This is a genomic window from Novosphingobium sp. FKTRR1 (assembly GCF_020404405.1).
Taxonomy (GTDB): domain Bacteria; phylum Pseudomonadota; class Alphaproteobacteria; order Sphingomonadales; family Sphingomonadaceae; genus Novosphingobium.
This window is the reverse complement of the sequence record NZ_JAIZDA010000027.1, coordinates 18,282-40,797: the sequence shown is the minus strand read 5'-3', so window position 1 is coordinate 40,797 and position 22,516 is coordinate 18,282. Positions and strand designations below refer to the sequence as shown.

Sequence of the window (22,516 nt, the reverse complement as noted above, 5' to 3'; positions counted from 1 at the left end):
TCCCACTCGGCTTACTGACCGACGTAAACATATTCATGCTGGCCATCGCGGATGGTCAGGGTCGGATGACCATCCTTAGTGCCCGCGACAAACGTTCCATGGAATGAAGCGGGATCGGTACAGGCAAAGCTAACCATGCCCTCGGGCCCATCGATCTCGGCGACCCGGCTTTCGAACATGCCAAAGTTGAAAAAGACCTGCCCGCCGCCCCGCCGCACATCGATCTTGCCAAGATCGGGCGATGTGTAATGCGCCGCCAGGGCGTTCGCCGCCGCCTCGCTCGGCGGATACTTCGAGCCGGCCGTGGCCGCCGTTGTCATAGCGGCAGCGCGCCGCGCAAACTCTGCGACGTCAGCTGCGGCGCGCGGTTTGGCATCATAGACGATCTCGATCACGCGGCGCTCGAAAGCATCGATCAATCCACCGCCGCCTTCGGAGTTGGTGAGCAGGACCATGCCGATCTGCGCCTCGGGTATGACTGCAAACTTGCTGGCGAAGCCCGCCGAGCCACCGCTGTGGTGGACCACTTCGACCCCACCGTAGTCCTTGGTCGCCAACCCCATGCCGTAGTACTCGCCCTTGCCCATGAGCATGCCATGGCGTCGCCGCGCGAGCAGATTGGCTTGCGAGAACAGCACACGTCCATCAGGCGCACGCCCCTGACCGAGTTCGATCTGCGCATATTTGATCATGTCGTGGACGCTTGACCAGGCCGCGCCCGCCGGGCCAATCGCCTTGTAGTCCCCGATATAGGTTCCGGTTGCGGGCTTGCCCGAGCGATCGAAGCCGTGCGGCCAGGCATGGTCCATGGTCAACACACGGTCGAAGTCGAAGGTCGTCTGCGTCATGCCAATCGGATCGAAGATCTTTTCCTGCATCGCCAGATCATAGGCCTTGCCCAGCGGCAGATCGGGATGGAGCACATGCCCCGCGACGAACCCGGCGGCCGCCGCCATGGTATTGCTGTATTGAAACACCTGACCGAATTGCGAAGTCGGCTCGGTCGTCGCGAGCAGGCGGAAGGTTACGGCGGGATCGCTCCTTTGATCGGTGCCAAGCACCCAGTCGAGATCCTTGCGCGGCATGCCGGTGCACGCGCAGACAAGATGGCGGACTTCGACCTTGCTGGTGGTTTCGGCGCTGCCCAGCCGGAAATCGGGATAGATTTCGGTCACAGGTTCATTCCAGGTGATCCTGCCCTCGTCGACCAGCTTTGACAGCAGCAGCGTCGTCATGCCCTTGGTGTTGGAGGCGATCTGAAACATCGTGTTGCCGGTGACCGGCGCCGGGTAGCGCAAGTCCTTCACACCAAGGCCGTCCTCGGCGACCACTTTGCCGTGATCAACCAGCGCAAAGGCCGCGCCGGGGATGCCGAGTTGCGCCATGCCGGTTTTTAGGAACGAACGGAGCGCTTCGATCTGTTCGGGGCCAAGCCGGTGCGGTGTGCGTCCAGCCAACGTCTCGACGACATATCCCGGCGCCTGAAGACTTTCCGAAACGAGCCGTAGCGCTCCGAACCACTTTTCGGCACCGGCTGAACTTGCGCTGGTGAACGCGACCGTCCAGCCGCCTTCCCCTTTCAGCGCAAGGCCGCTCACGACCCGATTGGCGTTCGTGCCGCTTGCAAACGCGATCGAGCGCCGCGCGGTCCAGCCATTTTCGGGAGGAATGGCCGAGGTTTGACCGGGTGTCGGTGCCCGGTCGCCAAACACGGCTTGCTCGGCTTTGACGACGGTCGCATCAAGACCAGAGGCGTCCGCTATCGTGACAATCGCCACAAACGGATCCTCGCCCGGCGCGGACAGCCGCAGCACGCCGTTTTGATCGTTCAGTTCCCACCCCTTGGGCACCACGAATTGAACGCCAGACGGGGCCCTGGTGACCGTATCGGCGGCAACGGGTGTAGCCAACGTGGGCGCCGGAGCCGCAAGTAGCAGGGCGCAGACCGCAGCTTGCGCAAGACCTGCGCGCAGCAAGGCGCGTGGCCGGAGGGCGTAGGTCGATTTATGCTGCGACATCGTTGAACTCCGGCTCGCCCGCAATCGGGGCACTGCAAAATTTGGATAAAGTTCTCTGCAGCGCAGGGCGATACTGCGCGATTGCAGCAAGCTTGACCGGTCCATAGCCGCGCACCTGGTCCGCCAGCGACAAGGCCTCGACCGCCAGATCGAAATTGCTTTCATTCAGCCCGGCCTTGATGACCTCGATGGCGACCCGATATTCGGCGACCAGCGCGCGTTCGATCTTGCGTTCCTCGGTCGCGCCAAACGGGTCCAGCCGCGTTCCGCGCAGCCGCCGCCCTTTGGCCAGCAGCACAAGCATGGGCCGCATCCAGCCACCAAATTCGCGTTTTGCGGGGCGCCCGGTCGCCACATTCATGCGGGCGAGGAACGGCGGCGCAAGGTTGTAGCGAAGGGTGAAATCGCCTTCGAACTGGTCCTGCAGTTCGCGGGCGAAGTCCGGATCGGTAAAGAGCCGGGCAACCTCGTATTCGTCCTTGTAGGCCATCAGCTTGGCCAGATTGCGCGCTGCGGCAAGCGCCAGCTCCGTCGATCCGGGCCGCACGCGGGTTTCGGCGGCGCGAATCTGTTCGATGATGTCGCGAAACGCCTGCGAATAGGCGAAGTCCTGATAGGCCTCCAACCGTTCCGCACAGTTCCGGATGGTCGCCTCAAGCGTTTCGCCGGGTGTTTCGGGTGGCGTATTGGCGATAGCTTCATCGGGCTGCCCCGGCGAAGTTGCGATCATCCGTCCGCGCCGGAATGCGGCGAGGTTCTTGTCGACTGCAACACCGTTAAGGCGGATTGCTGCTTCGATCGCGGCGGATGGCAGCGGCACATTGCCAAGCTGGTAAGCCACCCCCAGCATGATCATGTTGGCGAAGATCGCGTCGCCAAACCGCATCTCGGCGTCCTTGGTGGCATCGAACTGCAGCCCGGACCTGGCATCGGTGGCTGCCTGTATGGTCGAGAGTGCGCGTTCGCCGCCGAGATCGAGCGTGCGATCCTGCTGAAACGCTGCAACCGCAACAAGGTGCGTGTTGAGCGCGACCGACGTAGCCGCATGGTAGGTCTTCACCGCTTCGGGTCCAGCTGCGACAAGCAGATCGCAGCCGATCACCGCGTCGGTTTCGCCCACCCCGATTCGAGCCGCCGGAATATCGGCGTCGGTCAGGGCCAGACGCACATGGCTGAGCACCGCACCGTTTTTCTGGCTGAGACCGGTCAGATCGAGCAGCGAACACGATTTACCCGACAGGTGCGCCGCAACGCCGATGATCGCGCCAACCGTCACCACACCCGTGCCGCCGATGCCCGTCACCAGAATGTTGAAGCATCTGGCTTCGCGGATCGGCGGGTCATCGGGCATCGTCTGGACGCCAGCATCGGCTGGGGACGGATCGGCCGCGCGCGAACGCACCTTGCCGCCGATCACCGTGACGAACGAGGGACAGAAGCCGTCGACGCACGAGTAGTCCTTGTTGCAGGAACTCTGATCGATCCGGCGCTTGGTGCCGAACGGCGTTTCGACTGGTGTCAAACTGACGCAGTTCGACTGCCTGCCGCAATCGCCACACCCTTCGCAGACCGCGCTGTTGATGAAGATCCGCTTCTGCGGGTCAGGAAACTTGCCCTGTTTGCGCCGCCTGCGCTTTTCGGCCGCACACGTCTGGTCATAGATCAGCGCGGTGACGCCCGGAGTGCGCGCAAGCCCTTCCTCGACCGGGATAAGCTGTTCGCGATCTTTGACTTCCACGTGATCGGGCAAACCCTGAATCTGGTGATAGTCGGCCACATTGTCGGTCACGACGACAACGTGGGACACGCCCTCGGCGGACAACTGCGCGACGATACGCGCGACTGTCAGCACGCCATCGACCGCCTGCCCCCCCGTCATCGCGACGGCATCGTTGAACAGTATCTTGTAAGTGATGTTGACCTTGGCGGCCACGGCTGCGCGGATCGCCAGGATGCCCGAATGGAAATAAGTTCCGTCACCAAGGTTCTGGAATACGTGAGGTCGCTCGACAAAAGTCGACATGCCGATCCAATTGGCGCCCTCGCCGCCCATTTGTGTCGGCCGCATGGTGGCCCGATCCGGCATGTAAATCGCCATGGTATGACAGCCGATCCCGGCGAGCGCAGCCGCGCCTTCGGGCAGTTTTGTCGATCGATTGTGCGGACAGCCCGAACAAAAGGCCGGCGTCCGGTTTACCGTCGGCCGCACCATGGCCAGCGCCGCCTCCTCACGCCGGCACAAGTCGGCATGGATGGCGCGCAGTTCGTCGGTCAGCCGCCCCAGGCGGTCAAGGCGGTCGACTACAACAGCGCGCACTTTGCCGGGCGTGAGTTCGCCCTGCTCGTTGAACAGAGCAGCGCCCTCGTGGCTGCGCTTGCCGCTCAACAGCGGGCGATCTCCGCCCGCATTGAACAGTGCATTTGCCACCTGAGGCTCGACGAATGCCCGCTTTTCCTCGATGATCAGCAGCTCCCGGCAGCCCGAGGCAAAGGCGCGCAGCTTGACCGGCTCGATCGGCCAAGCGAGTTGCAGCTTGTAAATGCCCAGCCCAAGCGCCTGAAGCTTTGCCACGTCGAGGCCGAGTTGGCCCATTGCCTGCATCAGGTCGCCATAGGCCTTGCCCACCGCGACCAGCCCAAGGCCACCACGCGGTGGCGCGACCACGATCTCGTCGATTGAATTGATCCGTGCAAAATCAAGCGCCGCAGGCAAGCGGTGGCCAAACAAGGCCTCCTCCTCATGGGCCTGCTGCATGACGTGCGCGGGATTGCGGAATTGCTGGGGAATGACGACTTCGCCCGGCTCGAACCGGATGCGCCCGAGATCGAAGTCGAACCCCGCGGTCGTTTCGATGATGTCGGTCACGCACTTGAAGCCGGCCCACAAGCCGGTCGCGCGCGACAGCGCCCAGCCAAACAGCCCGACCTGAAAATAATCGCGCACCGAGGCCGGATGCAGCACCGGGATCACGAACGATTGCAAGGCATGGTCGGACTGGTAGACCAGTGTCGACGACTTGCCGCCATGGTCGTCACCGGCCAGGACCAGCACCCCGCCCTGCCGCGATGCCCCCGCATAGTTGCCGTGCTTCAAGGCGTCGCCAGCGCGATCGACCCCCGGCCCCTTGCCGTACCAGATCGCAAAGACCCCGTCGTGACGAGCCCCGAATGGCAACTGGTTGGCCTGTTGCGACCCCCACACGGCCGTGGCCGCAAGTTCCTCGTTGACACCTGGCACGAAGTGGATGCCGTTCTGCTCCAACCGCTGTTTCTGACCGGACAGCGCCGTGTCGAAGTTGCCCAGTGGCGAGCCCCGATATCCCGAAATGAACCCGGCGGTATCGAGCCCGGCCGCCTGATCGAGTGCGCGTTGCAACAGAGGCAATTTGACCAGTGCCTGATTGCCCGTCAGATACTGGCGACCATCGATCTGGTCGAACCGGTCGCTCAGGCGCCAATCACTGTTGAACGCATTGGGTTGCATGTTCATCGCTTTTTTTCGGGTTGAGACCGGACAGGCCCCGATCGTACCCGGGGATGCTGACGGCCCGATAATCCGCCATGGCGACCGCGCTGTCTTGCGCGTTTGCCCCCGCTACGATGCCGCAATCGGCTAAATTGCGGATTGCACCTGTCTGGCCTGCCAGGCGCTGGGCGCGATCCCGAAAACCTTGCGAAAGGTGCGGGTGAACGAGCTGTGATCCGAATAGCCGCAGGCATAGGCGATGCTCGCTACGCTAGTGCCCTGATCGAGCAGTTCGAGCGCCTGCTCCATCCGCGTGCGCGACAGGAAATCACGTAAACTCATGGCGAACACGCGCCGAAAATCGCGTTCAAGCTGCGAGCGCGAGACGTTGGCTTCGCTTGCAAGCTGGTCCAGCCGCAAGGGCTGGTCGAATTCCGCGCGCAGCCGCGCGACAATGCGGGTCAGCGTCTGCAGCGCGGGATCGGCCGCCCCCCGCCCGGCGATCCGTCGCGCGTTGGCTGCAACGCCGATAACCGTTCCATCTGCAGCAATCACCGGACTACGCGTGAACAACAGCCACGACGCGCGCCCCGGCGCCGCGCTGAAATCGAGCACATTGGTCATCGACCGCCGCATCGTCAGAACCCGCCGGTCATATATGTCATAGCGATTGGCCAGTGGCCTTGCAAACAGATCGTGCGCGGTCTTTCCATAGAGCTCGGCGGGCCCCTTGACCCCGCACAAGCGCGCCATCGCCGGGTTGGCCGCAACATAGCGCAGCCCTTCGTCCTTGACGAAAAACGGACTGTCCGGCTGACACGCCATCAACTCTTCCATGAGCTCAAGGTCGAGCGTGCCGAACAAGCGGCGGGTCATGATCGCGCGTCCTGTTCGAGCAGGGTCATTTTTGCAGCGATGATTGCGACCGTTCGCAAACGGACTTGAACACGTTCGCCAGTTGCTGGAACTCTTGCGGGGCATCCTTGCGCGCCTTGGCCAGCACGTCTGGCGGCAGCACTTCCTGCGCAAAATAGTTGATCACGAACTTCGTTCCGGAGCGGGTTGGGACAAGACTGAAATCGACGAAGTTGCGAAAGGTCAGTCCATGCTTGGGAAAGGCATACCATACGATCCGCCGTCCCGGTTCCAATCGGGCAGTGACCGTCACGAATTCGTCGAGGGGTTTGCCTTCCTCGTCGGCGACGTCCTTGTGAATGAGCATGACCTCGCCCTCACCCCCACGCACACCGCTGACATGCTTGACTGTGGCTCCTACGAAACTGGGCTCCCAATCCTGAAAGTTCTTCATCACCTGCCAGGCGTGCGCCGGGCTGCAATGCGTCAGGCTTTCGGCATGATAGACCGACGGAATCAGGCCCAGTTCGTCGACGGGGGGAAGGTTGCTGGCCAAATCTTGCGCAAAAGCGCTGCTGCCATGGACAAAAGTCGTCGCAAGGGCGGCTGCAAGGACAGCGGTTTTGAGATGCATTCCAGGTACTCCACAGGCTCTGCGCACCTCACGGAGCGCAGTTTGGCTGATTTTGGGGTGCGCGATGTCGTCCATCACGGCATCGCTCAGATGACCGGCTTGCCGTCCACCTTGTAGATTTTGCCGCCCTTCATCACGAAGCCGACATGCTCCAGCACGGTGACGTCGCTCAGCGGATCACCGGTGACAGCGACAAGGTCGGCAAGACGACCGACCTTGACCGATCCGATGTCGGCCGAGTCACCAATCAGGTCGGCGGCGTTGCGGGTTGCAGCCAGAATGGCATCCATCGGAGTCATCCCTGCCGCGACCATGAGGGCGAATTCCTGCGCATTTTCGCCGTGCGCGCTCAATCCGAACGTATCGGTGCCGAACGCGAACTTCACGCCCGCAGCGTAAGCGTCATGCACGTTCTTCTTGATCAGGGCCGAGACCACCAACATCTTGCCGACGGTCGACGGATTGAACTCTTCGGGATGCGACCTGCCGCGTTCGGCGCCCTTGGCGGCGACCAGCATCGTCGGCACCAGATACGTGCCATGCTGCTTCATGGCGGCATAGGATTTGGCATCGGCGTAGGAACCATGCTCGATCGAATCCACGCCGAGTTCGCTCGCCCGCGTTATCGCGCCCTCGCCGTGCGCATGAGCCGCCACTTTCATCTCGAGCACGTGCGCGGTGTCGATGACCGCTTTGACCTCATCATCGGTCATCAGCTGGATCTTGGGATTGTCGCCGATCGACATGACGCCGCCCGACGGTGTGATCTTGATCAGATCGGCGCCCTCACGCCACAATCGCCGAACCGCCTTGCGTGCCTCGTCGGGGCTATCGACGACCGAATCGCCCCAGTGCGAATGCGCCAGTTCCGGGTCGAGCCCGTTGGCCGGGTCGCTGTGGCCGCCGGTCGGTCCCAGCGGAGTTCCCGAGACCCACATGCGCGGTCCCGGAATCACGCCCGCATTGATCGCGCGCTTGATTGCCACGATCACCGGCGTCGTCGCTCCGACGTCGCGGATCGTGGTGAAGCCCGCCAACAGCGTGGCGCGGGCATTGTTGATTCCGTCGATTTCGTCATCATAGCCGGTGCGCGTCACAGCGTTCCGGATCGGATCGCCCTTGTGGTACGAAACCGTGATATGATCATGGCAATCGATCAGGCCGGGCAGCACTGTCGAAGTGGAAAGGTCGATGACTTGCGCCCCGGCGGGCAAGGTGAATCCGGGCTGGATCGCGGTGATGCGATCATCGTGGATCACCACTGTCACGTTCGTGACCGGCGCCGCACCGGTGCCATCGATCAGCTTGCCGACATGGAGCGCGATGTCGCTCGCCGCTGCGGGCGCAGGCGACGCTAGCAAGGCACCCGCAAATCCACAAGCGAGAGCGCTGCGCATGAAACTTCGCTGCATGACGATAACTCCTTTGATCAGATCAGGCGAACACGGGCCGCGCAGCACAGGGGTCAGTCTTGGTCTGCGAATGCAAGGGCGCGGGAAATGCTGGCCGCCACTGCGGAAAGGTGGGCCTCGTTCTCGAATACCTGTGAGCGCACCACATAACCTTTGCCGCCACCCAGTTTGGACAGGCGGTCGGCAAGGTCGCGCACATTGCCGATCATGCGGGCGTTTGACATCACCGTGCGGGCTTTGGCCTCGCCCAGATCGGCCACAATCGCCTTCGACAGTGACTCTTCGAGGCCGCCGACCTCGATCAGAACACGCGGCGCAGCCTTGCCCGTAGTGACCGCAAGGCTGAACGCGGCTTCGTCCTTCAAAACCTCGCGATCGTTCCACCAGATCGACGGACTGCTGGCGATATAGCTGCGGAAAGCTTCGGGATGGTTGAACAGCACATGCAAAGTGAACAGGCCGCCCAGCGAATGGCCGTAAAGCGCCTGATTCTTCGGATTGACCGGGTTCGTGGCAGCGATTGCGGGGCGCAATTCTTCGGTCAGGAACCGATAGAACGCTTCGCCTCCGCCATAATCGGCCGCCTTGGCGTTGGGGCGATCAATAAGGACTCCGCTTGGCGGCGTCGGTGTCAGATCCTTGTTGCGCAACTGCATGGGGGCGGCAAGGTCGTCGGTCGGGTAACCGATACCGACAACCATCACGGCGCTGCCTTCCAGCGTGTTGATGTCCGCCTGGCCTGCGGCAACCGGGAAGGTGCCGTTGCCGTCGGTGACATAGAGCACCGGATAACCACCCGGCGGCGGCGGAGTAGCGGGCGTGTGCACAAAGATGCGATAGCTGCGCCCGTTGATCTTCGAGGTCATGTCGAACTGGACACTGCGCGACATGGTGTATGGCTTGACGGTTTGCTGCGCGAAAGCCGGACCGGCATGCACCGGAATGGTCGCGATCAGCAGCGTGGCAATCAGTGATTTGACAGACATTTCGAATACTCCCGCTGATGCGTTGAACTTCATTTGGACCAGGTCCAGTCCGCCGCCGAAGCGCGGCAACCGCCGCCCTGAGCACCCGTCCACGCGCGTCCGTGAACGAAGCGGCCGGTCGGCGCGCCGGTTGCCTTGCCGTCCTTCAGCGCAAAGCCGCCGTTGATGATCACATCGCTGACACCGGTCGCAAGCTGGGCCGGCTTTTCGAACGTGGCGTGGTCCTGAATGGTCACCGGATCGAACACCACGATGTCGGCGAAATAGCCCTTTTTCAGCATGCCGCGATCCTTCAACGACAGGTTCTGCGCGGGCATCGCCGACAGCTTGCGGATCGCTTCGGCCAGCGTCAGACGATGTTCGTCGCGCACATAACGGCCCAGCACCCTTGCGAAGTTGCCATAAGTGCGCGGATGGTCCGATGATTGCAGGAACACGCCTTCGGGCGCAGGCGCACCGGCGTCGGAACCGAAGCTGACCCACGGCAAGGCCACCTCGCGCCGAACGTTGTCTTCGGACATGAGGAAATAGGCGACGCCGACGCGGGTGCCATCTTCGATCACCAGTTCGATCGCCGCCTCTTGCGGTGAAACCCCACGCAAAGCGGCGACTTCAGCCAACGTCTTGCCGTTGTATTTCTTGAGGTCAGGGTTCTTGAACGCCAGCAACAGAGTGCCCTCGGCACCGGCAGCACCCAAAAGGTTTTCCCAATCCTTCGGGTGCTTGTCCAGCATCTCGGCTATCACCCTGGCGCGCGTTGCGGGATCTTTCAGACGTTCGACCCACCGGTCATATCCGCCATCCTGAACCCATGTGGGCATTGCGGCGTCAAGACCGGTCGCCCCGGCCACATAGTTGTACATGTTCGCAGTGATCCGGGTACCCTGCGCGCGGGCCTTCTCGATCTTGACGATTGCCGGATCGAGTTTGGACCAGTTGTCGCGCCCCGACTGCTTTAGGTGATAGATCTCGGCCGGCGCACCCGATGCCCTGGCGATCTCGATTGTCTCATCGACCGCTTCAAGGAAGCGATCGCCTTCGCTGCGGATATGCGCGGTATAAATCCCGCCACAACGCGCCGATTCCTGCGCAAGGGCGATCAGTTCCGGCGTCTTGGCGAAGGTATTGGGCGCATAGATCAGTGCGGTGGTGACGCCGAGCGCGCCTTCCTCCATCGCCTGACGGACCAGACCCTGCATGGTCTTGAGCTGGTCGGCGTTCGGCTGGGTGCTGTCCCCGTTGAACAGGTTCTGGCGTACGGTGCCTGCGCCGACGAACGAGGCGACATTGGGCGACACTCCGCGCTTTTCCAGACCGTCAAGGTATTGGCCAAGCGTGGTCCAGTCGACCGGGTATCTCAGATCACCCTGACTGGCTTGCAACTCTGACTTCATCTGCGGCGTCAACGGCCCCATCGACATTTCGCCCATGACTTCAAGCGTGACGCCCTGAACAAGGTCGCTAAGCGCGCGATGGTCGATCAGCAGGCTTTCTTCGGGGTGGGCGAGCATGTTGATGAAGCCCGGCGATACCGCCTTGCCGCGGGCATCGATCTCCGCCTTGCCGCGTGCCTTGATATGCGGCGCGATGGCGACGATGCGATCTTGCCGGACCGCGACATCGCCCTTGAAGGGGGTTTTGCCCGATCCGTCGTAGATCATGCCGCCCCGGATAACCACGTCATAGGCCGGTTGCGGTGCGGCTGGTGCGGTTGTCGCGATATTGGCAACCGCGATGGCCAGTACGCTGGCGGCAAGGCGTTTCGTAAACATGGCGGGTATCTCCTAGACTTGCGACAGCGACACAGGGTTCGGGCTATGCGCATGGAATTCAGGCATGCGTCTGACCGAAAGCGTCACGCCGGCGATGGCGCCCACGCCAACAAACGGCAGCATGGCGTAGAGCACGGTGGCAGCATCCTCACCCGCGCCGAGCAACTGCCCGGCCACCAGTGGCCCAAGCAGCGAGCCCAGACGCGCCGCCGCCACGGCCGCGCCTACCCCGGTGCCACGCACGCTGGCCGGATAGCACTGCGGCGCAAACGCATAGAGCATGGCCTGATTACCCAGGATCCCGAAGCCGACAAGCGCACCGACGACGATGGCCACTGCTGTCACCGCAGGCATCGCTGCCAGCGCCAGCAGAAAGGCGATGGTCGCAACGAAACTCGCCAGCGCAACGATCAGGCGATAGCTGCTGTCGATCAACCTGCCGATCACCACGCAGCCCAGCACCCCGCCAAGATTGAAGGCAATCTGCACTTGCGCGGCGACGGTCCGCGTAAAGCCTCGTCCGACCAGCAGGCTCGGCAACCAGTTGAGCAACAGATACATCACCAGCAGGATGAAGCTGAACGCCGTCCACAGCAGCGCAGTGCTGGCCGCGCGCCCATCGCCGAACAACGCCCGGACAATCCCGACACGCTGCTGTTCGGTGCGTGTGGCAAGGGCCTCGCGGTGTGAATCCTTCAGCGCAACGATCACGAATGGCACAAGGATCAGCGGCACACCGCCACCAAGATAAAACACGTCGCGCCAGTCGGACCCGCCGATCATCGTCACCAGGCTGGCCATCGCGCCGCCCAATGGCATGCCGCAATACATCAGCGCCACGGCGAGGCCGCGCCGGTCAGGACGGCTGTTTTCCGAAGCGAGCGTGACCAAATTTGGCGCCGCTCCACCAAGGCCGATCCCGGTGGCAAAGCGCACGACAAGCAGGCTGTCGAAGTCGAACGCGAAGGCGGTGGACAGCGCGAAAAGACTGAACACAACGATCGAGATGACCAGCATCAGCTTGCGCCCGACACGGTCGGCCAGCCATCCGGCCAGTGGTGCGCCGATCAGCAGACCCAACGTGCTGGAACTGAAGAACCAGCCCGTCTGGACAGGCGTCAGTCCGAACAGCGGCACGATGTGCGGTGCCGCAACCCCGGCCGCTTGCAGATCTACTCCCTCGCAAATGGCGACCAGAAAGCAGATCAGGACGGTCAGCGCCCCATGATTGCGCGCGATGGAGCCTGGCATTCAAATTCCCCCAATTGGTCGGCTCAACCGACCGCCGTTTCGGTTCTTTGGTTCTTCGGTTATTTTGCTGGCTCGATCACCGGCAGCACGATGCGCGAGGGCATGGTCGGCGTGGTGTAGATGCGTTGCCGCGCCGCTACGAAATCAGCGGCCTTGGCGGTATTGATGTTAGGCACGAAGGTCTGCGGGTTGCGGTCGATCAGCGGGAACCAACTCGACTGGACCTGCACCATTATGCGATGCCCTGCGCGAAAAACATGGTCGCGGTCGCGCAAGGGGACCGCCCATTTCAGCGGTTGGTCGGGCTTGAGCGCGGATGGGTGTTCAAAGCTGGCGAGATAGCGACCCCGCCGGACTTCCATCGCGATCGGCAATTGGTAGCCGTTGGGGCTTTGGGCAAATTTGCCCGGTTCTGGCCCCACGTCCTCGGCCCACGGCGGCGACTGCGCGTCATCGGGAAACACGTCGATCAACTTGACCACGAAATCGCTGTCGCTGCCCGATGTCGATGCGAACAACTCGGCCGACACTTCGCCGGCAACCGTGACATCGGACGCGAGCGGTGCGGTGACAAAGCTCAGAACGTCGGGTCGGTGGTCGACAAACCGCTGGTCCGCCGATTCCCAGCGGCGCCAGTCGCCATCGGGATAGGTCGGCGAGATCGGTCGGGCACGATAAGGCACCGGGTTCGCCGGGTCTGACACATAGTCGTGATGCGCGTTCTTTTCGTTTGGCCCCGGCGCGACGAAGCTGAGGCTGCCATCGGCATGAAGGTAAAGATCGGTCGCCTTGGCCGCGGGAGGCCACGCCTTGTAGGTGCGCCAGACGTTCGATCCCGTCTCGAATATTTTGGCCGCCCAATCGGGCTTCTGCCCTTTGCCGTGCAGCCAATAGGCGAAGTACGGCGCCTCGATTTCGCGGCGGAACGTCTGCCCGGTGTTCTCGCCAAGCGGCATCTCGCCTAGCTTGGACACATTTCCCCGCCACGCGCCGTGGAACCAGGGCCCGGCTACCATCAGGTTCCTGCCATCCGGATCGGACCGCGCGGACCGCTTGAATATCTGCCAGGGGCCCCATGGATCTTCCTGATCCCAAAATCCCGCCACGTTGAGATTGGGAACCGTAGCGCTGTTCACCGCGTCGATCCACGCCCGCTGTTTCCAGAACGCGTCATAGTCGGGATGCGCCAGGTTCTCGTTCCAGAACCCGATCTTGCCGTGCAGATAGGTGTCGTTGATGCTGGAGAGCGGGCCTGCCGAAAGATACCAGTCGTAGCTGTCCCATTTGTCGAACTTGAAGTGCGAGTTCGCACTCTTCTCGGCCTCTTCGAGTACGGCGTATTCCAGCGTATAGCTCAGCCGCAGCGCACCATAGCGGTGGTGGTCGTCGTTCATCCACTGGTCCACCGGTGAGGCCTGTTCGCTGACCGCCTTCAGCGCCGGATGCGGCCCGAGCAGCGTCGCCGCCGCAGTATAGCCATCGTAGGACACGCCATAGATGCCGACCCGGCCGTTGTTGCCCGGCACGTTCTTGACCAGCCAGTCCACCGTATCCCAGCCATCGCGCGTTTCGATGGTGCCCTTGCCCGGATCGATCCGCGTGTCTTCTGCAAGGCTGAACGTGCCTTCGGATTTGAACCGGCCGCGCAAGTTCTGCACGACAAGGATATAGCCGTCCGCCGCAAGCGCGCTCAGTTGCTCGGGCATTTCGGTGTAAGGCTTGGCCGGTACGCCATAGGGGGTGCGGCGCAGCAAGATCGGCAAAGCGCCAGTGGCGTTCCTTGGGACCATGATGACGGTCTGCAAGCGTACGCCATCGCGCATCGGCACCATCACCTCGCTGTAGGAATACAGCGCGTGAGAGTCTGGCGCCGCAGCTACCGATTGCGCCGCCTGAGCATTCGCAACGCCCTCCTGCACGGCCAGCAACGCCAGAAGTGTCACCGCCATTTTCGACGATTTACGCATATTGCCCCTCACCCGTGCCCACTCCGCCAGTGATCGCTGTGGCAGTGACCGCTGCGGCAGTGACCGCTGCGGCAGCCGCGCGCAGCCTTGTTTCAGACTACGCTTACCTGCGCCAAAGATCATCCGGCATGCCCTGATCGCAACGCACCGAATGGCGCAGAACCCTGTCATTGTTTTTCAAATCAAGACGCTATATCCCGATCAGAAAACTGTCAAGGCACCCGCCAACAAGGGGGTATCCGGACAGGAATGCTCTGAAACACAACAGGAAAGTTGAACGGACCGCGCGCCGGTTAATGGTCAGACGACCCGCACCCTCGTTTGCGTCCCTGCGTCGGAGTGATCGCGTTAGGCCCGCAGAAAATCAGCGATGGCTGCGATCACCGCACGGTTTTCGTGTTCAAGGCCGAGCGTGATGCGCAATGAATCGGTGAGCCCATACCCCGCAACGCCGCGCACGATGATGCCACGACTGGCAAGGAATGCCTCTGCCGCCTTGGCCGACTTGTCGCCGGTTCCGGGAAAGCGCACGAGCACGAAATTGGTGGCCGATGGCCAGGTTTCCAATCCCAGCTCGGCCAGTTGCTCGGCCAGCCAGATACGCCAGTGCGCGACGTGCTTGAGCGAGGCGGCGATGAACGCATCGTCATTCAACGCGGCCAGCGCTGCGGCTTGCGCGGGCAAATTGATGTTGAACGGACCGCGGATGCGATCGAGCACCGAAACGACCTCGGCCGGTGCATAAGCCCAGCCGACCCTCAGTCCCGCAAGCCCGTGCAGCTTCGAGAACGTGCGCGCCACGACCACGTTGTGCGCGCCACGTGCCAGCGCCAGCCCGTCTTCGTAGGCCGGGTCGTGGCAGAATTCGGCATAGGCGCCGTCAAGAACCAGAATGACGTCCGAAGGTAGCCCGGCATGCAATCGGCGCACTTCTTCTCCGCTGTTCCACGTACCGCTCGGGTTTGCCGGGTTGGCCAGAAACACCAGCCGCGTACGATCGTCCACCAGCGCGAGCAGTCCATCGACATCGACCCGCCGATCGGGCTCGGGCGCGCTGCGGACAACGCCCTGCACGCTTCGCACCGCAATCGAGTAGGACAGGAAGCCGTATTCGCCCTGAACCGCATTGTCGCCGGGATTGAGGTAGCCGCGGCACAACAGCGTGAACGCTTCGTCCGAACCGGCGGTAAACAGCAGCCGTTCCGGCTCAAGGTCGTAGCGTTTGGCCACCGCTGCGCGCAGATCGGCGCTGTGTCCGTCAGGATAAAGATGCAACCGGTCGGCGGCAGCAAGATAGGCGTCGCGCGCGCGCGGCGAACAACCGAGCGCATTTTCGTTCGAGGACAGCTTGTGCGAACGCTCCACGCCCTCGACATGCGACTTCCCGCCAATGTAAGCATGGATGTCGAGCAGACCGGGCCGTGGGCGCGGCAGGCTGAGTGTATCGGTCATTGGCGGCAACCTTTCATCACTTGGTCGACGAGGTGGAGGAGACAGGTCGTTCGAACCGCTTGAAGAAGCTGTCGCTGTTCCAGTGCGGAACCACCGGCTCGCTGGCGACTCTGGCAACCAGCGCGGTCAGATAGGCGTTGAATACCGAGGCGGCGACTTTATCGACCGGCTGCGACAGGTTGTCCTGTGGGGTATGGTAGCGGGTCAGGAACCAGTCCGCGACCTTCGCGTCCTCGGGCGTTCCCTTGGGATGGCCGAAGGTGAGGCCGATCGCCGGGACACCTGTCCTGATGAAGCTGTAGTTGTCGGAACGAACGAACAGCATCCGATCCGGCTCACCATCGGGAACCGTGTCGAACCCTTGCGCAAGCGCGGTTGCGCGGGCGATGGGACCAAGCGAACTCTGCTCCTCGCCCATGACAAGCAGGTGTTTGAGAGGGAACAGCGGCAAAGGCTGGTCAAGATTGATGTCCGCAACAATCGAGCCCTTCGGAACCGTCGGATTTCCGGCGAAATAACGCGATCCCAGCAAGCCCTTTTCTTCGCCGGTCACGGCAACCAGCAGGATCGAACGGCGAGGCTTGTCGGCTTTTTTCGGCAATTGGTTCGCAACTTCGAGCATCGAGGCGACACCCGAGGCATTGTCCATGGCGCCGTGATGGATTGGATCGCCCTTGACCGGATCCCCGATCCCGACATGGTCGAGATGCGCGCTGATCACCACATATTGTGTCTTCAGCTTGCCCGAACCCGGCAGCAAGGCCACCACGTTGGGCGAGGTCAGTTGCCGTGTTGTCATGGCAACGTTCGCGGTAATCGAACCGTTGAGCGGGAAACCGGCGATCGGCTGTTGTGCGCTGGCTGCAGCGAAAATGTCGTCGAGGGAATGGCCCGATCCCGCAAACAGCGCCGCCGCCTTGGCTGGGTTGATCAAACCGTTGAGATGCGGCCCGACGAAATCCTGCTGGGCCGGATCATCGATATACATGCCGCTGTGCCGGCCGTTCCTGCGGACGAAGTCCCACGGGATGTCACGATGATGCGGCGGGATGATCGTGATCAGGCCGACCGCGCCCGCTTTTTCGAGCGCCTTTGGCAGCGCATAAGCCTGAGAATGTGCCAAGAGCGCACCGCTGATACCGCTGGGTCCGCTATAGATCCGTACCGCGACTTTGCCGCGCAGATCAACATCGGCAAAGTCGTCGTGACCCGCCTCAGGGATGGCGAGGCCATAGCCGATGAACGCAAGCGGCGCGGTCAGCGCAGCAGGCTGCGGTACCCCGGCCGACAGGACGATATCCTCGCCGACCGCCAGCGGCGTCGATGCGCCGGCGACGTCCACCCGCACGCCCGAGCGTGCCGCATCGATCGCTTCGGAGACGAGCGGAACCGCCTGGAAATAGGTTCCCCCTGCTCCAGCGGGCTTGGCCCCGGCCTTGCGAAATTCCGCAGCGACGAAGTCGGCGGCAGCGAGGTGGCCGACCGATCCGGTGTCGCGCCCCTCGAACGTGTCGCCCGCCAGTGTCGCGATATAGCCCCACCACTGCGTCCCGTCGGGATCAGCGCGGTTCTCGGCCCGCACCGGGGTCACGACAGATATTGCCAGCGCCACCAGCGCACATCCACTCAGCCGCTTTCTCATCAATTCCCCCGAATTTTCAATTATTTATTCTGCGATTTCGCCGGAATAACGTTCGCCCGAGCCAGTTTCGAGCACGATCGCGCCTTTGCCGGGCTGGCGCGGATTGCCCCGGTCGATAATCAGCGTGAAGCTCTGTCCGGCAGGCGAAGCGGCCCAACCTGTCACGCTCATCCAGCGGTCGCCAAGCTGCAACGGCCCCAGCGCGCGCGCCGAGAGCAACACATGGTTGTTCTCATCGGTCAGTGTGACGCTGCCCACCGCTTTGCCATCGACGGTCTGCGCGATATCGAGCGACAGCTTTGCTGGCTGGCCAGTTTTCGAGCGCAGCGGCACGCTTGCAAGCGAGCTTGCGCCATGCCCGGCCACATTCATTGGGCGCGTCGGCATGTGTTCGCTGCGCAGCAGAACTGCACCCGCTTTGGCACCGGTCGGCTTGCCGTCGCTCAGTTCGACCGTGCCATTGACCAGAACGAAGCGGATGCCATCGGACAACGCGGTCGGATTTTCGTATGTCGCATGATCGATTACGGTCGCCGGGTCGAAGATGGCGATGTCTGCGGCCATACCCGGCGCGATGAACCCGCGATCGACCATGCCAAGGCTCGATGCTGGCAGACCGGTCAGTTTGCGGATTGCCTCCGCCCAGGACAGCACGTGCTCATCGCGTACATAACGACCAAGTATGCGCGGATAGGTTCCGTAGAGACGTGGGTGTGTCCGCGTTTCCAGATCGGCCCCGCAATCGCAAGTGATCGACACCGCCGGATCGCGCAGGAAAGTGCGTACATCGTCCTCGCTGCCGAACGTGAAAACACCGACGAACTCGCCCTTTTCCATGACGCGCAACAGCGCCTCGCCCGATGACACGCCCTCGGCCTTGGCCACATCGACCAGCTGGCGGCGGGACATCGGCAGATACACGCCCTTGGGCCCGCCAAAACGCGCATCGAGCGCGCCTTCGGCATTCGCGACGATCTTTGCGCGCAGATCGGGGTTCTTGAACCGCTTGAGCATCTCGTCGATGCCGCCCTCCTGCGCCCAGCCGGGCACAGTGAACGAGAACAAGCCGGTCATCCCGGCAGTGTAGGGATAGACGTCGCCAGTCGAAAAATGCCCGTTCGCCGTCGCCTGGTGCATCTGGTCGAGGATTTCGGCAGCGCGCCCCTGCTCGCGTCCTTGCGCCTTGATATGCGTAATTTCGGGTGAGAGGCCGGCAGCTGAGGCAATGGCGATCGTTTCTGCCACGCCAAGTCGCGAACTGTAGCCGGTTTCAGACCGCAGCCGGTCATGGTTGGGGAAATTGGTCCGCCATTTCGACGCGGCACTGACCACGCTGACGACTTCATCCGCGCTGGCATAATAGGCAGGCTTGTAATCGAGCCCCGCCGAAACGCCCCACGCGCCCTGTTCGAGGTCTTTTTCGAGATGGCCGCGCATGGCGGCGATCTGCGCCGGAGTTGGCCTGACATCGTTCGCGCCGACCGTCTCCTCCCAGATCGCGTTGAAGCCCGAATAGGCGCCGATATTGAGTGCCATGCCCGGCTTCGCGAGATCGGTAAGCTGCTTGGCAAGATCAGGTTCGCCATACCCGTCGGGGTTGAGGATCGCGGTCGTTTCACCTTGCGTGAGCATGTTCAGCGCCGTCGGCAACCCTTCGGGCGTCGAATGATCGTGAACGTTGATGAAACCGGGTGCCACATAGAGGTGGCTCGCGTCGATCCTTTGACGTGCGGCCACCCCATGCAGATCGCCCAAGGCGGCGATGCGACCAGCGATCACACCGATGTCAGTGCTTTGGCCGGGCGAACCCGTGCCATCGAACACCGTCCCATGTTCAATGATGACGTCGTAAACAGCGCCGGATCCGGTTGCCGCCAAAGCGCCGGTCGCCGACAGCACTCCGACTATGGCCGTGGCTGTCAGCCAGGCCGAACGAGATGATTTCATCACCGAAACAGGCTCCGTTCCCGATTGCTCGCACGACAGCAGCGTGAATCGCCTGCCCGGTTCGGGCAGCGCGTCACGCCCGCCGATGCGGCGCGATTTTCATATCAGGATAGTTGAAGCCTGTTCAAGCGAATGTCAACGCCGGGATTCAAACTCGTCGAGGCGACTCAGCCCAGCTCACGAATGCGCTGTCAACAATTCGTCCAGATGGTCTTCCTGCGCACTTGAACACGAGCCGATCATCAAGGCGTCTTCGTATCCTTCACCAACAACATAGGCATGGCCCATGCCGCTATCGAGATAGATGATCTGCCCGACGTCCAGCGTTACCGGGTCATAGAACTCGGTATGGACGACGATCTGCCCCTCAAGGACATAGGCCCATTCCTCGCCGGAATGCCGGACGAGTTGCCCGAATTCGCTGACGCTGTGCGCCCGGATGCGGGTCAGCACCGGAATCATCCGCTTCTTGCGCAGTTCGGTGCATAGATAGCTATAGTCGTAGTTCGGCGTTTCGACGCGCATGGCGGTTTCGGCCGACCCCACACTCCGACGTGCAAGACCGGAAGGCGCCGATTCATGCGGTTGGGGTTCGGCAAACAGGTCGGACATCCGCATGTTCAGACGCTCAGCCAGTTGCAAAAGCTTGTCGTATGTCAGCGTCAGCCGATCGTTCTCGACCTTGGACAATGTTGAGAACGGAATCCCCGTCTTCTCACTCATCTCCTTGAGCGTCCACTTGTTGGCCTGACGCAACGAGCGAACAACAACACCAAGCGTTGGCTTCACTGGCGCGACCTTGCGCATGGGGATGTCGTTTACCGGGGAAAGCGCGGCGGGAACCTTCGCCGCACGACTGCTCTTGATCTTCGGCAAGACCCAAATCCTTTGTAAATTTAATTCCCGCAGCAAGTTGCGGCGGGCAGCTCATTTTTCAAGCCTGATCATATAGCCGCTTTGAAGGATTTTGCGAGAGCATTGACAATTTTCCAATCAGGACTGCAGATAGCCTCCAGAGAAATTCATTGCGGGCTGGGTGATTCCCGGATGCCGACAATGCGGGTCAGGGGTGCAAATGCGTAGACTGTTCGCCACGCTCGGTTTGGTTTGGGCCCTTTTCGCGTCCACAATCGTTGACGCGAACCCGCAGGCGCCAAGCCTGCAATCGACCAGCGCGCCTGCAGGCCAGTTGCCCGCTGCGCACCCGCTCAACACCGCCGATGCGGAAGCATGGCTGGACGGGTTCATGCCCGCAGAGCTGGCACGCGGAGAGATCGCGGGCGCGGTCGTGGTGGTCGTGAAAGACGGTCAGGTCATGCTCGAAAAGGGCTATGGCACCTCGGACGTCGCCACCGGTGCACCGGTCGATCCCAAGAGAACCGGGTTTCGTCCCGGCTCGGTGTCCAAGCTGTTCACCTGGACGGCGGTGATGCAACTGGTCGAGCAAGGCAAGCTGAGCCTCGATGCCGACGTCAACTCCTACCTCGATTTCAAGATCCCGCCGCGCGGCGGCAAGCCGATCACGCTGCGCAACTGCATGACGCACACTCCCGGCTTCGAGGAAGCGGTCAAAGACCTGATCGACGCCCATCCCAGAGACACCTCGCTGGGCAATTGGCTCAAGCGCTGGACCCCGACGCGCGTGTTCGATGCAGGCACCACCCCTGCTTATTCCAACTATTGCGCGGCGCTTTCGGGGTACATCGTTGCGCGCGTCTCGGGGGAACCGTTTGACGCTTATGTCGACCAGCATATTCTCAAGCCGCTGGACATGAACAACTCCAGCTTTGCGGTGCCGATGCCCAAGCGCATCCTCGATACGATGTCGAAAGGCTATCAGGACGCGACCAAGCGGGCCCAGCCGTTCGAAATCGTCGTGGCATCGCCGGCCGGCAATCTTGCCGCAACCGGCGAGGACATGGCGCACTTCATGATCGCGCATCTGCAGAACGGAAAATACGGCAACACGCAGATTCTGAAGCCCGAAACCGCGCAGATGATGCATAACACCACAACGCGGCTGATGCCGCCACTCAACGGAATCGAGTTGGGGATGATGGTGTCAGACCTCAACGGGCACCGCATCATCGGCCATGGCGGCGACACAGCGTTCTTCCACAGCGGCCTGTACTTGTTCATCAACGACAATGTCGGCCTGTTCGTTTCGGTCAACAGTGCCGGGGTAAAGGGCGCCGGATCGCTCCGCGGCATGCTCGTATCGGGCTTTGCCGATCGCTATTTCCCGGCCCCCAACACCGACGGCAAGGTCGATGCCGCAACGGCAGCCGAACACGCGCGGATGGTTTCGGGCAGCTACATCAGCGCGCGGGGCGGCTTCAGCAATTTCCTCGCGCTCATGGGCGTTGTCGGTCAGCTAAAGGTCGTCACCAACCCGGACGGCACGGTGAGCTTTCCGCTCATTCCAAAGCCCAGCGGCGAGCCGATCCACTACCGCGAGATTGCTCCGTTTGTCTGGCGTGACATTGCCGGGCACGAACGGTTCGGCGCAATGGTCAAGGGCGGCAAGGTGGTCCGCGTATCGTCCGACACGGTGGCGGGCATTGCGGTTTACGACCGCGCGCCGTGGTACCTTGATGCGGCCTGGCTGATCCCGGCGACAGTCACGGGCTTTGTCGTGGTGCTGCTGACCGCACTGGGCTGGCCAGTCTTGGCGCTTGTCCGCCGCAGCTATGGCGCAAGGCTCGCGCTCGTAGGGAAGCGGGCGCGGGCTTATCGGCTTGTGCGCCTTGGCGCGGTCGCAGCAGTCGCCGGAGCGGGCGCCCTGATCGGTATGTTTTCGATCATCACCGGCGATGGCGGGTTCGAGTGGCTTGGCAACAACAACTGGGCGTTGCTGTTGGTTGAACTGATCGTGCTGATCGGGTCGGTCGGCGGATTGGTAGCTGCACTTTACAACCTGTTCGCGGTCCTGACCGGAAAATCGAGCTGGATCGCCAAGCTTTGGGCCGCAGCGTTGAGCGTGTCGTTCCTGATGCTCGCATGGTTCGCCTGGGCTGGCGGCCTGCTGACGTTCACGACCAACTACTGACCAGTCGCAAGCGTGGGGGGTGCTGATAACGGCCTGCCCCCTCGCTTCCCCCAGGAAATTGAAGG

Annotated in this window: 14 protein-coding genes; 1 reads left to right on the top strand and 13 read right to left on the bottom strand. The window is 62.2% G+C overall.

Annotated elements, in window-relative coordinates; translation table 11 throughout:
* Positions 1-11 precede the first annotated feature (11 nt).
* The 13 genes from LDN95_RS18545 to LDN95_RS18485 form a co-directional block, all read right to left on the bottom strand.
* Positions 12-2,018 carry a serine hydrolase gene (locus LDN95_RS18545; protein ID WP_226019056.1) on the bottom strand — a complete coding sequence of 669 codons (2,007 nt, stop codon included), beginning with the start codon at positions 2,016-2,018 and terminating at the stop codon, positions 12-14.
* Positions 2,005-5,508, bottom strand: coding sequence for an indolepyruvate ferredoxin oxidoreductase family protein (locus LDN95_RS18540; RefSeq protein ID WP_226019055.1), 3,504 nt, complete (start codon positions 5,506-5,508; stop codon positions 2,005-2,007). The genes LDN95_RS18545 and LDN95_RS18540 overlap by 14 nt, the downstream gene beginning before the upstream one ends.
* Before the next feature lie 123 nt (positions 5,509-5,631).
* Positions 5,632-6,360 (bottom strand): AraC family transcriptional regulator, encoded by a 729-nt coding sequence (locus LDN95_RS18535; RefSeq protein ID WP_226019054.1) that lies wholly within the window; start codon positions 6,358-6,360, stop codon positions 5,632-5,634.
* Between the two features lie 25 nt (positions 6,361-6,385).
* Entirely contained in the window at positions 6,386-7,048 is a 663-nt protein-coding gene (locus tag LDN95_RS18530; protein WP_226019053.1) for a hypothetical protein, read from the bottom strand.
* A gap of 11 nt (positions 7,049-7,059) precedes the next feature.
* Positions 7,060-8,385, bottom strand: coding sequence for an amidohydrolase family protein (locus LDN95_RS18525; protein WP_226019052.1), 1,326 nt, complete (start codon positions 8,383-8,385; stop codon positions 7,060-7,062).
* A gap of 53 nt (positions 8,386-8,438) precedes the next feature.
* Positions 8,439-9,371 carry an alpha/beta hydrolase gene (locus LDN95_RS18520; protein WP_226019051.1) on the bottom strand — a complete coding sequence of 311 codons (933 nt, stop codon included), beginning with the start codon at positions 9,369-9,371 and terminating at the stop codon, positions 8,439-8,441.
* A gap of 29 nt (positions 9,372-9,400) precedes the next feature.
* A complete protein-coding gene (locus tag LDN95_RS18515; RefSeq protein WP_226019050.1) occupies positions 9,401-11,143 on the bottom strand; it encodes an amidohydrolase family protein in 1,743 nt (580 codons plus the stop codon).
* 12 nt (positions 11,144-11,155) lie between these two features.
* A complete protein-coding gene (gene mhpT, locus LDN95_RS18510; protein ID WP_226019049.1) occupies positions 11,156-12,394 on the bottom strand; it encodes a 3-(3-hydroxy-phenyl)propionate transporter MhpT in 1,239 nt (412 codons plus the stop codon).
* A 59-nt stretch (positions 12,395-12,453) separates the two neighbouring features.
* Entirely contained in the window at positions 12,454-14,343 is a 1,890-nt protein-coding gene (locus tag LDN95_RS18505; protein WP_226019048.1) for a CocE/NonD family hydrolase, read from the bottom strand.
* A gap of 366 nt (positions 14,344-14,709) precedes the next feature.
* A complete protein-coding gene (gene hisC, locus LDN95_RS18500; protein WP_226019047.1) occupies positions 14,710-15,813 on the bottom strand; it encodes a histidinol-phosphate transaminase in 1,104 nt (367 codons plus the stop codon).
* A gap of 16 nt (positions 15,814-15,829) precedes the next feature.
* Complete coding sequence (locus tag LDN95_RS18495) at positions 15,830-17,455, bottom strand: M28 family peptidase (protein ID WP_226019046.1); 1,626 nt, start codon at positions 17,453-17,455, stop codon at positions 15,830-15,832.
* A 24-nt stretch (positions 17,456-17,479) separates the two neighbouring features.
* Positions 17,480-19,402, bottom strand: coding sequence for an amidohydrolase family protein (locus LDN95_RS18490; protein WP_226019045.1), 1,923 nt, complete (start codon positions 19,400-19,402; stop codon positions 17,480-17,482).
* A gap of 177 nt (positions 19,403-19,579) precedes the next feature.
* Entirely contained in the window at positions 19,580-20,278 is a 699-nt protein-coding gene (locus tag LDN95_RS18485) for a helix-turn-helix domain-containing protein (RefSeq protein ID WP_370631713.1), read from the bottom strand.
* A gap of 199 nt (positions 20,279-20,477) precedes the next feature.
* Here LDN95_RS18485 and LDN95_RS18480 point away from each other — a divergent pair, with 199 nt between their 5' ends.
* Positions 20,478-22,451, top strand: coding sequence for a serine hydrolase (locus tag LDN95_RS18480; RefSeq protein ID WP_226019044.1), 1,974 nt, complete (start codon positions 20,478-20,480; stop codon positions 22,449-22,451).
* Positions 22,452-22,516: the final 65 nt, after the last annotated feature.

What these genes read in the sequence shown, in the direction of transcription:
- hisC (WP_226019047.1), bottom strand. Translation starts at nt 15,813, where the DNA reads ATGACCGATACACTCAGCCTGCCGCGCCCACGGCCCGGTCTGCTCGAC.
- LDN95_RS18545 (WP_226019056.1), bottom strand. Translation starts at nt 2,018, where the DNA reads ATGTCGCAGCATAAATCGACCTACGCCCTCCGGCCACGCGCCTTGCTG.
- LDN95_RS18535 (WP_226019054.1), bottom strand. Translation starts at nt 6,360, where the DNA reads ATGACCCGCCGCTTGTTCGGCACGCTCGACCTTGAGCTCATGGAAGAG.
- LDN95_RS18505 (WP_226019048.1), bottom strand. Translation starts at nt 14,343, where the DNA reads ATGGCGGTGACACTTCTGGCGTTGCTGGCCGTGCAGGAGGGCGTTGCG.
- LDN95_RS18520 (WP_226019051.1), bottom strand. Translation starts at nt 9,371, where the DNA reads ATGTCTGTCAAATCACTGATTGCCACGCTGCTGATCGCGACCATTCCG.
- LDN95_RS18540 (WP_226019055.1), bottom strand. Translation starts at nt 5,508, where the DNA reads ATGAACATGCAACCCAATGCGTTCAACAGTGATTGGCGCCTGAGCGAC.
- LDN95_RS18480 (WP_226019044.1), top strand. Translation starts at nt 20,478, where the DNA reads ATGCGTAGACTGTTCGCCACGCTCGGTTTGGTTTGGGCCCTTTTCGCG.
- LDN95_RS18515 (WP_226019050.1), bottom strand. Translation starts at nt 11,143, where the DNA reads ATGTTTACGAAACGCCTTGCCGCCAGCGTACTGGCCATCGCGGTTGCC.
- mhpT (WP_226019049.1), bottom strand. Translation starts at nt 12,394, where the DNA reads ATGCCAGGCTCCATCGCGCGCAATCATGGGGCGCTGACCGTCCTGATC.
- LDN95_RS18525 (WP_226019052.1), bottom strand. Translation starts at nt 8,385, where the DNA reads ATGCAGCGAAGTTTCATGCGCAGCGCTCTCGCTTGTGGATTTGCGGGT.
- LDN95_RS18495 (WP_226019046.1), bottom strand. Translation starts at nt 17,455, where the DNA reads ATGAGAAAGCGGCTGAGTGGATGTGCGCTGGTGGCGCTGGCAATATCT.
- LDN95_RS18490 (WP_226019045.1), bottom strand. Translation starts at nt 19,402, where the DNA reads ATGAAATCATCTCGTTCGGCCTGGCTGACAGCCACGGCCATAGTCGGA.
- LDN95_RS18530 (WP_226019053.1), bottom strand. Translation starts at nt 7,048, where the DNA reads ATGGACGACATCGCGCACCCCAAAATCAGCCAAACTGCGCTCCGTGAG.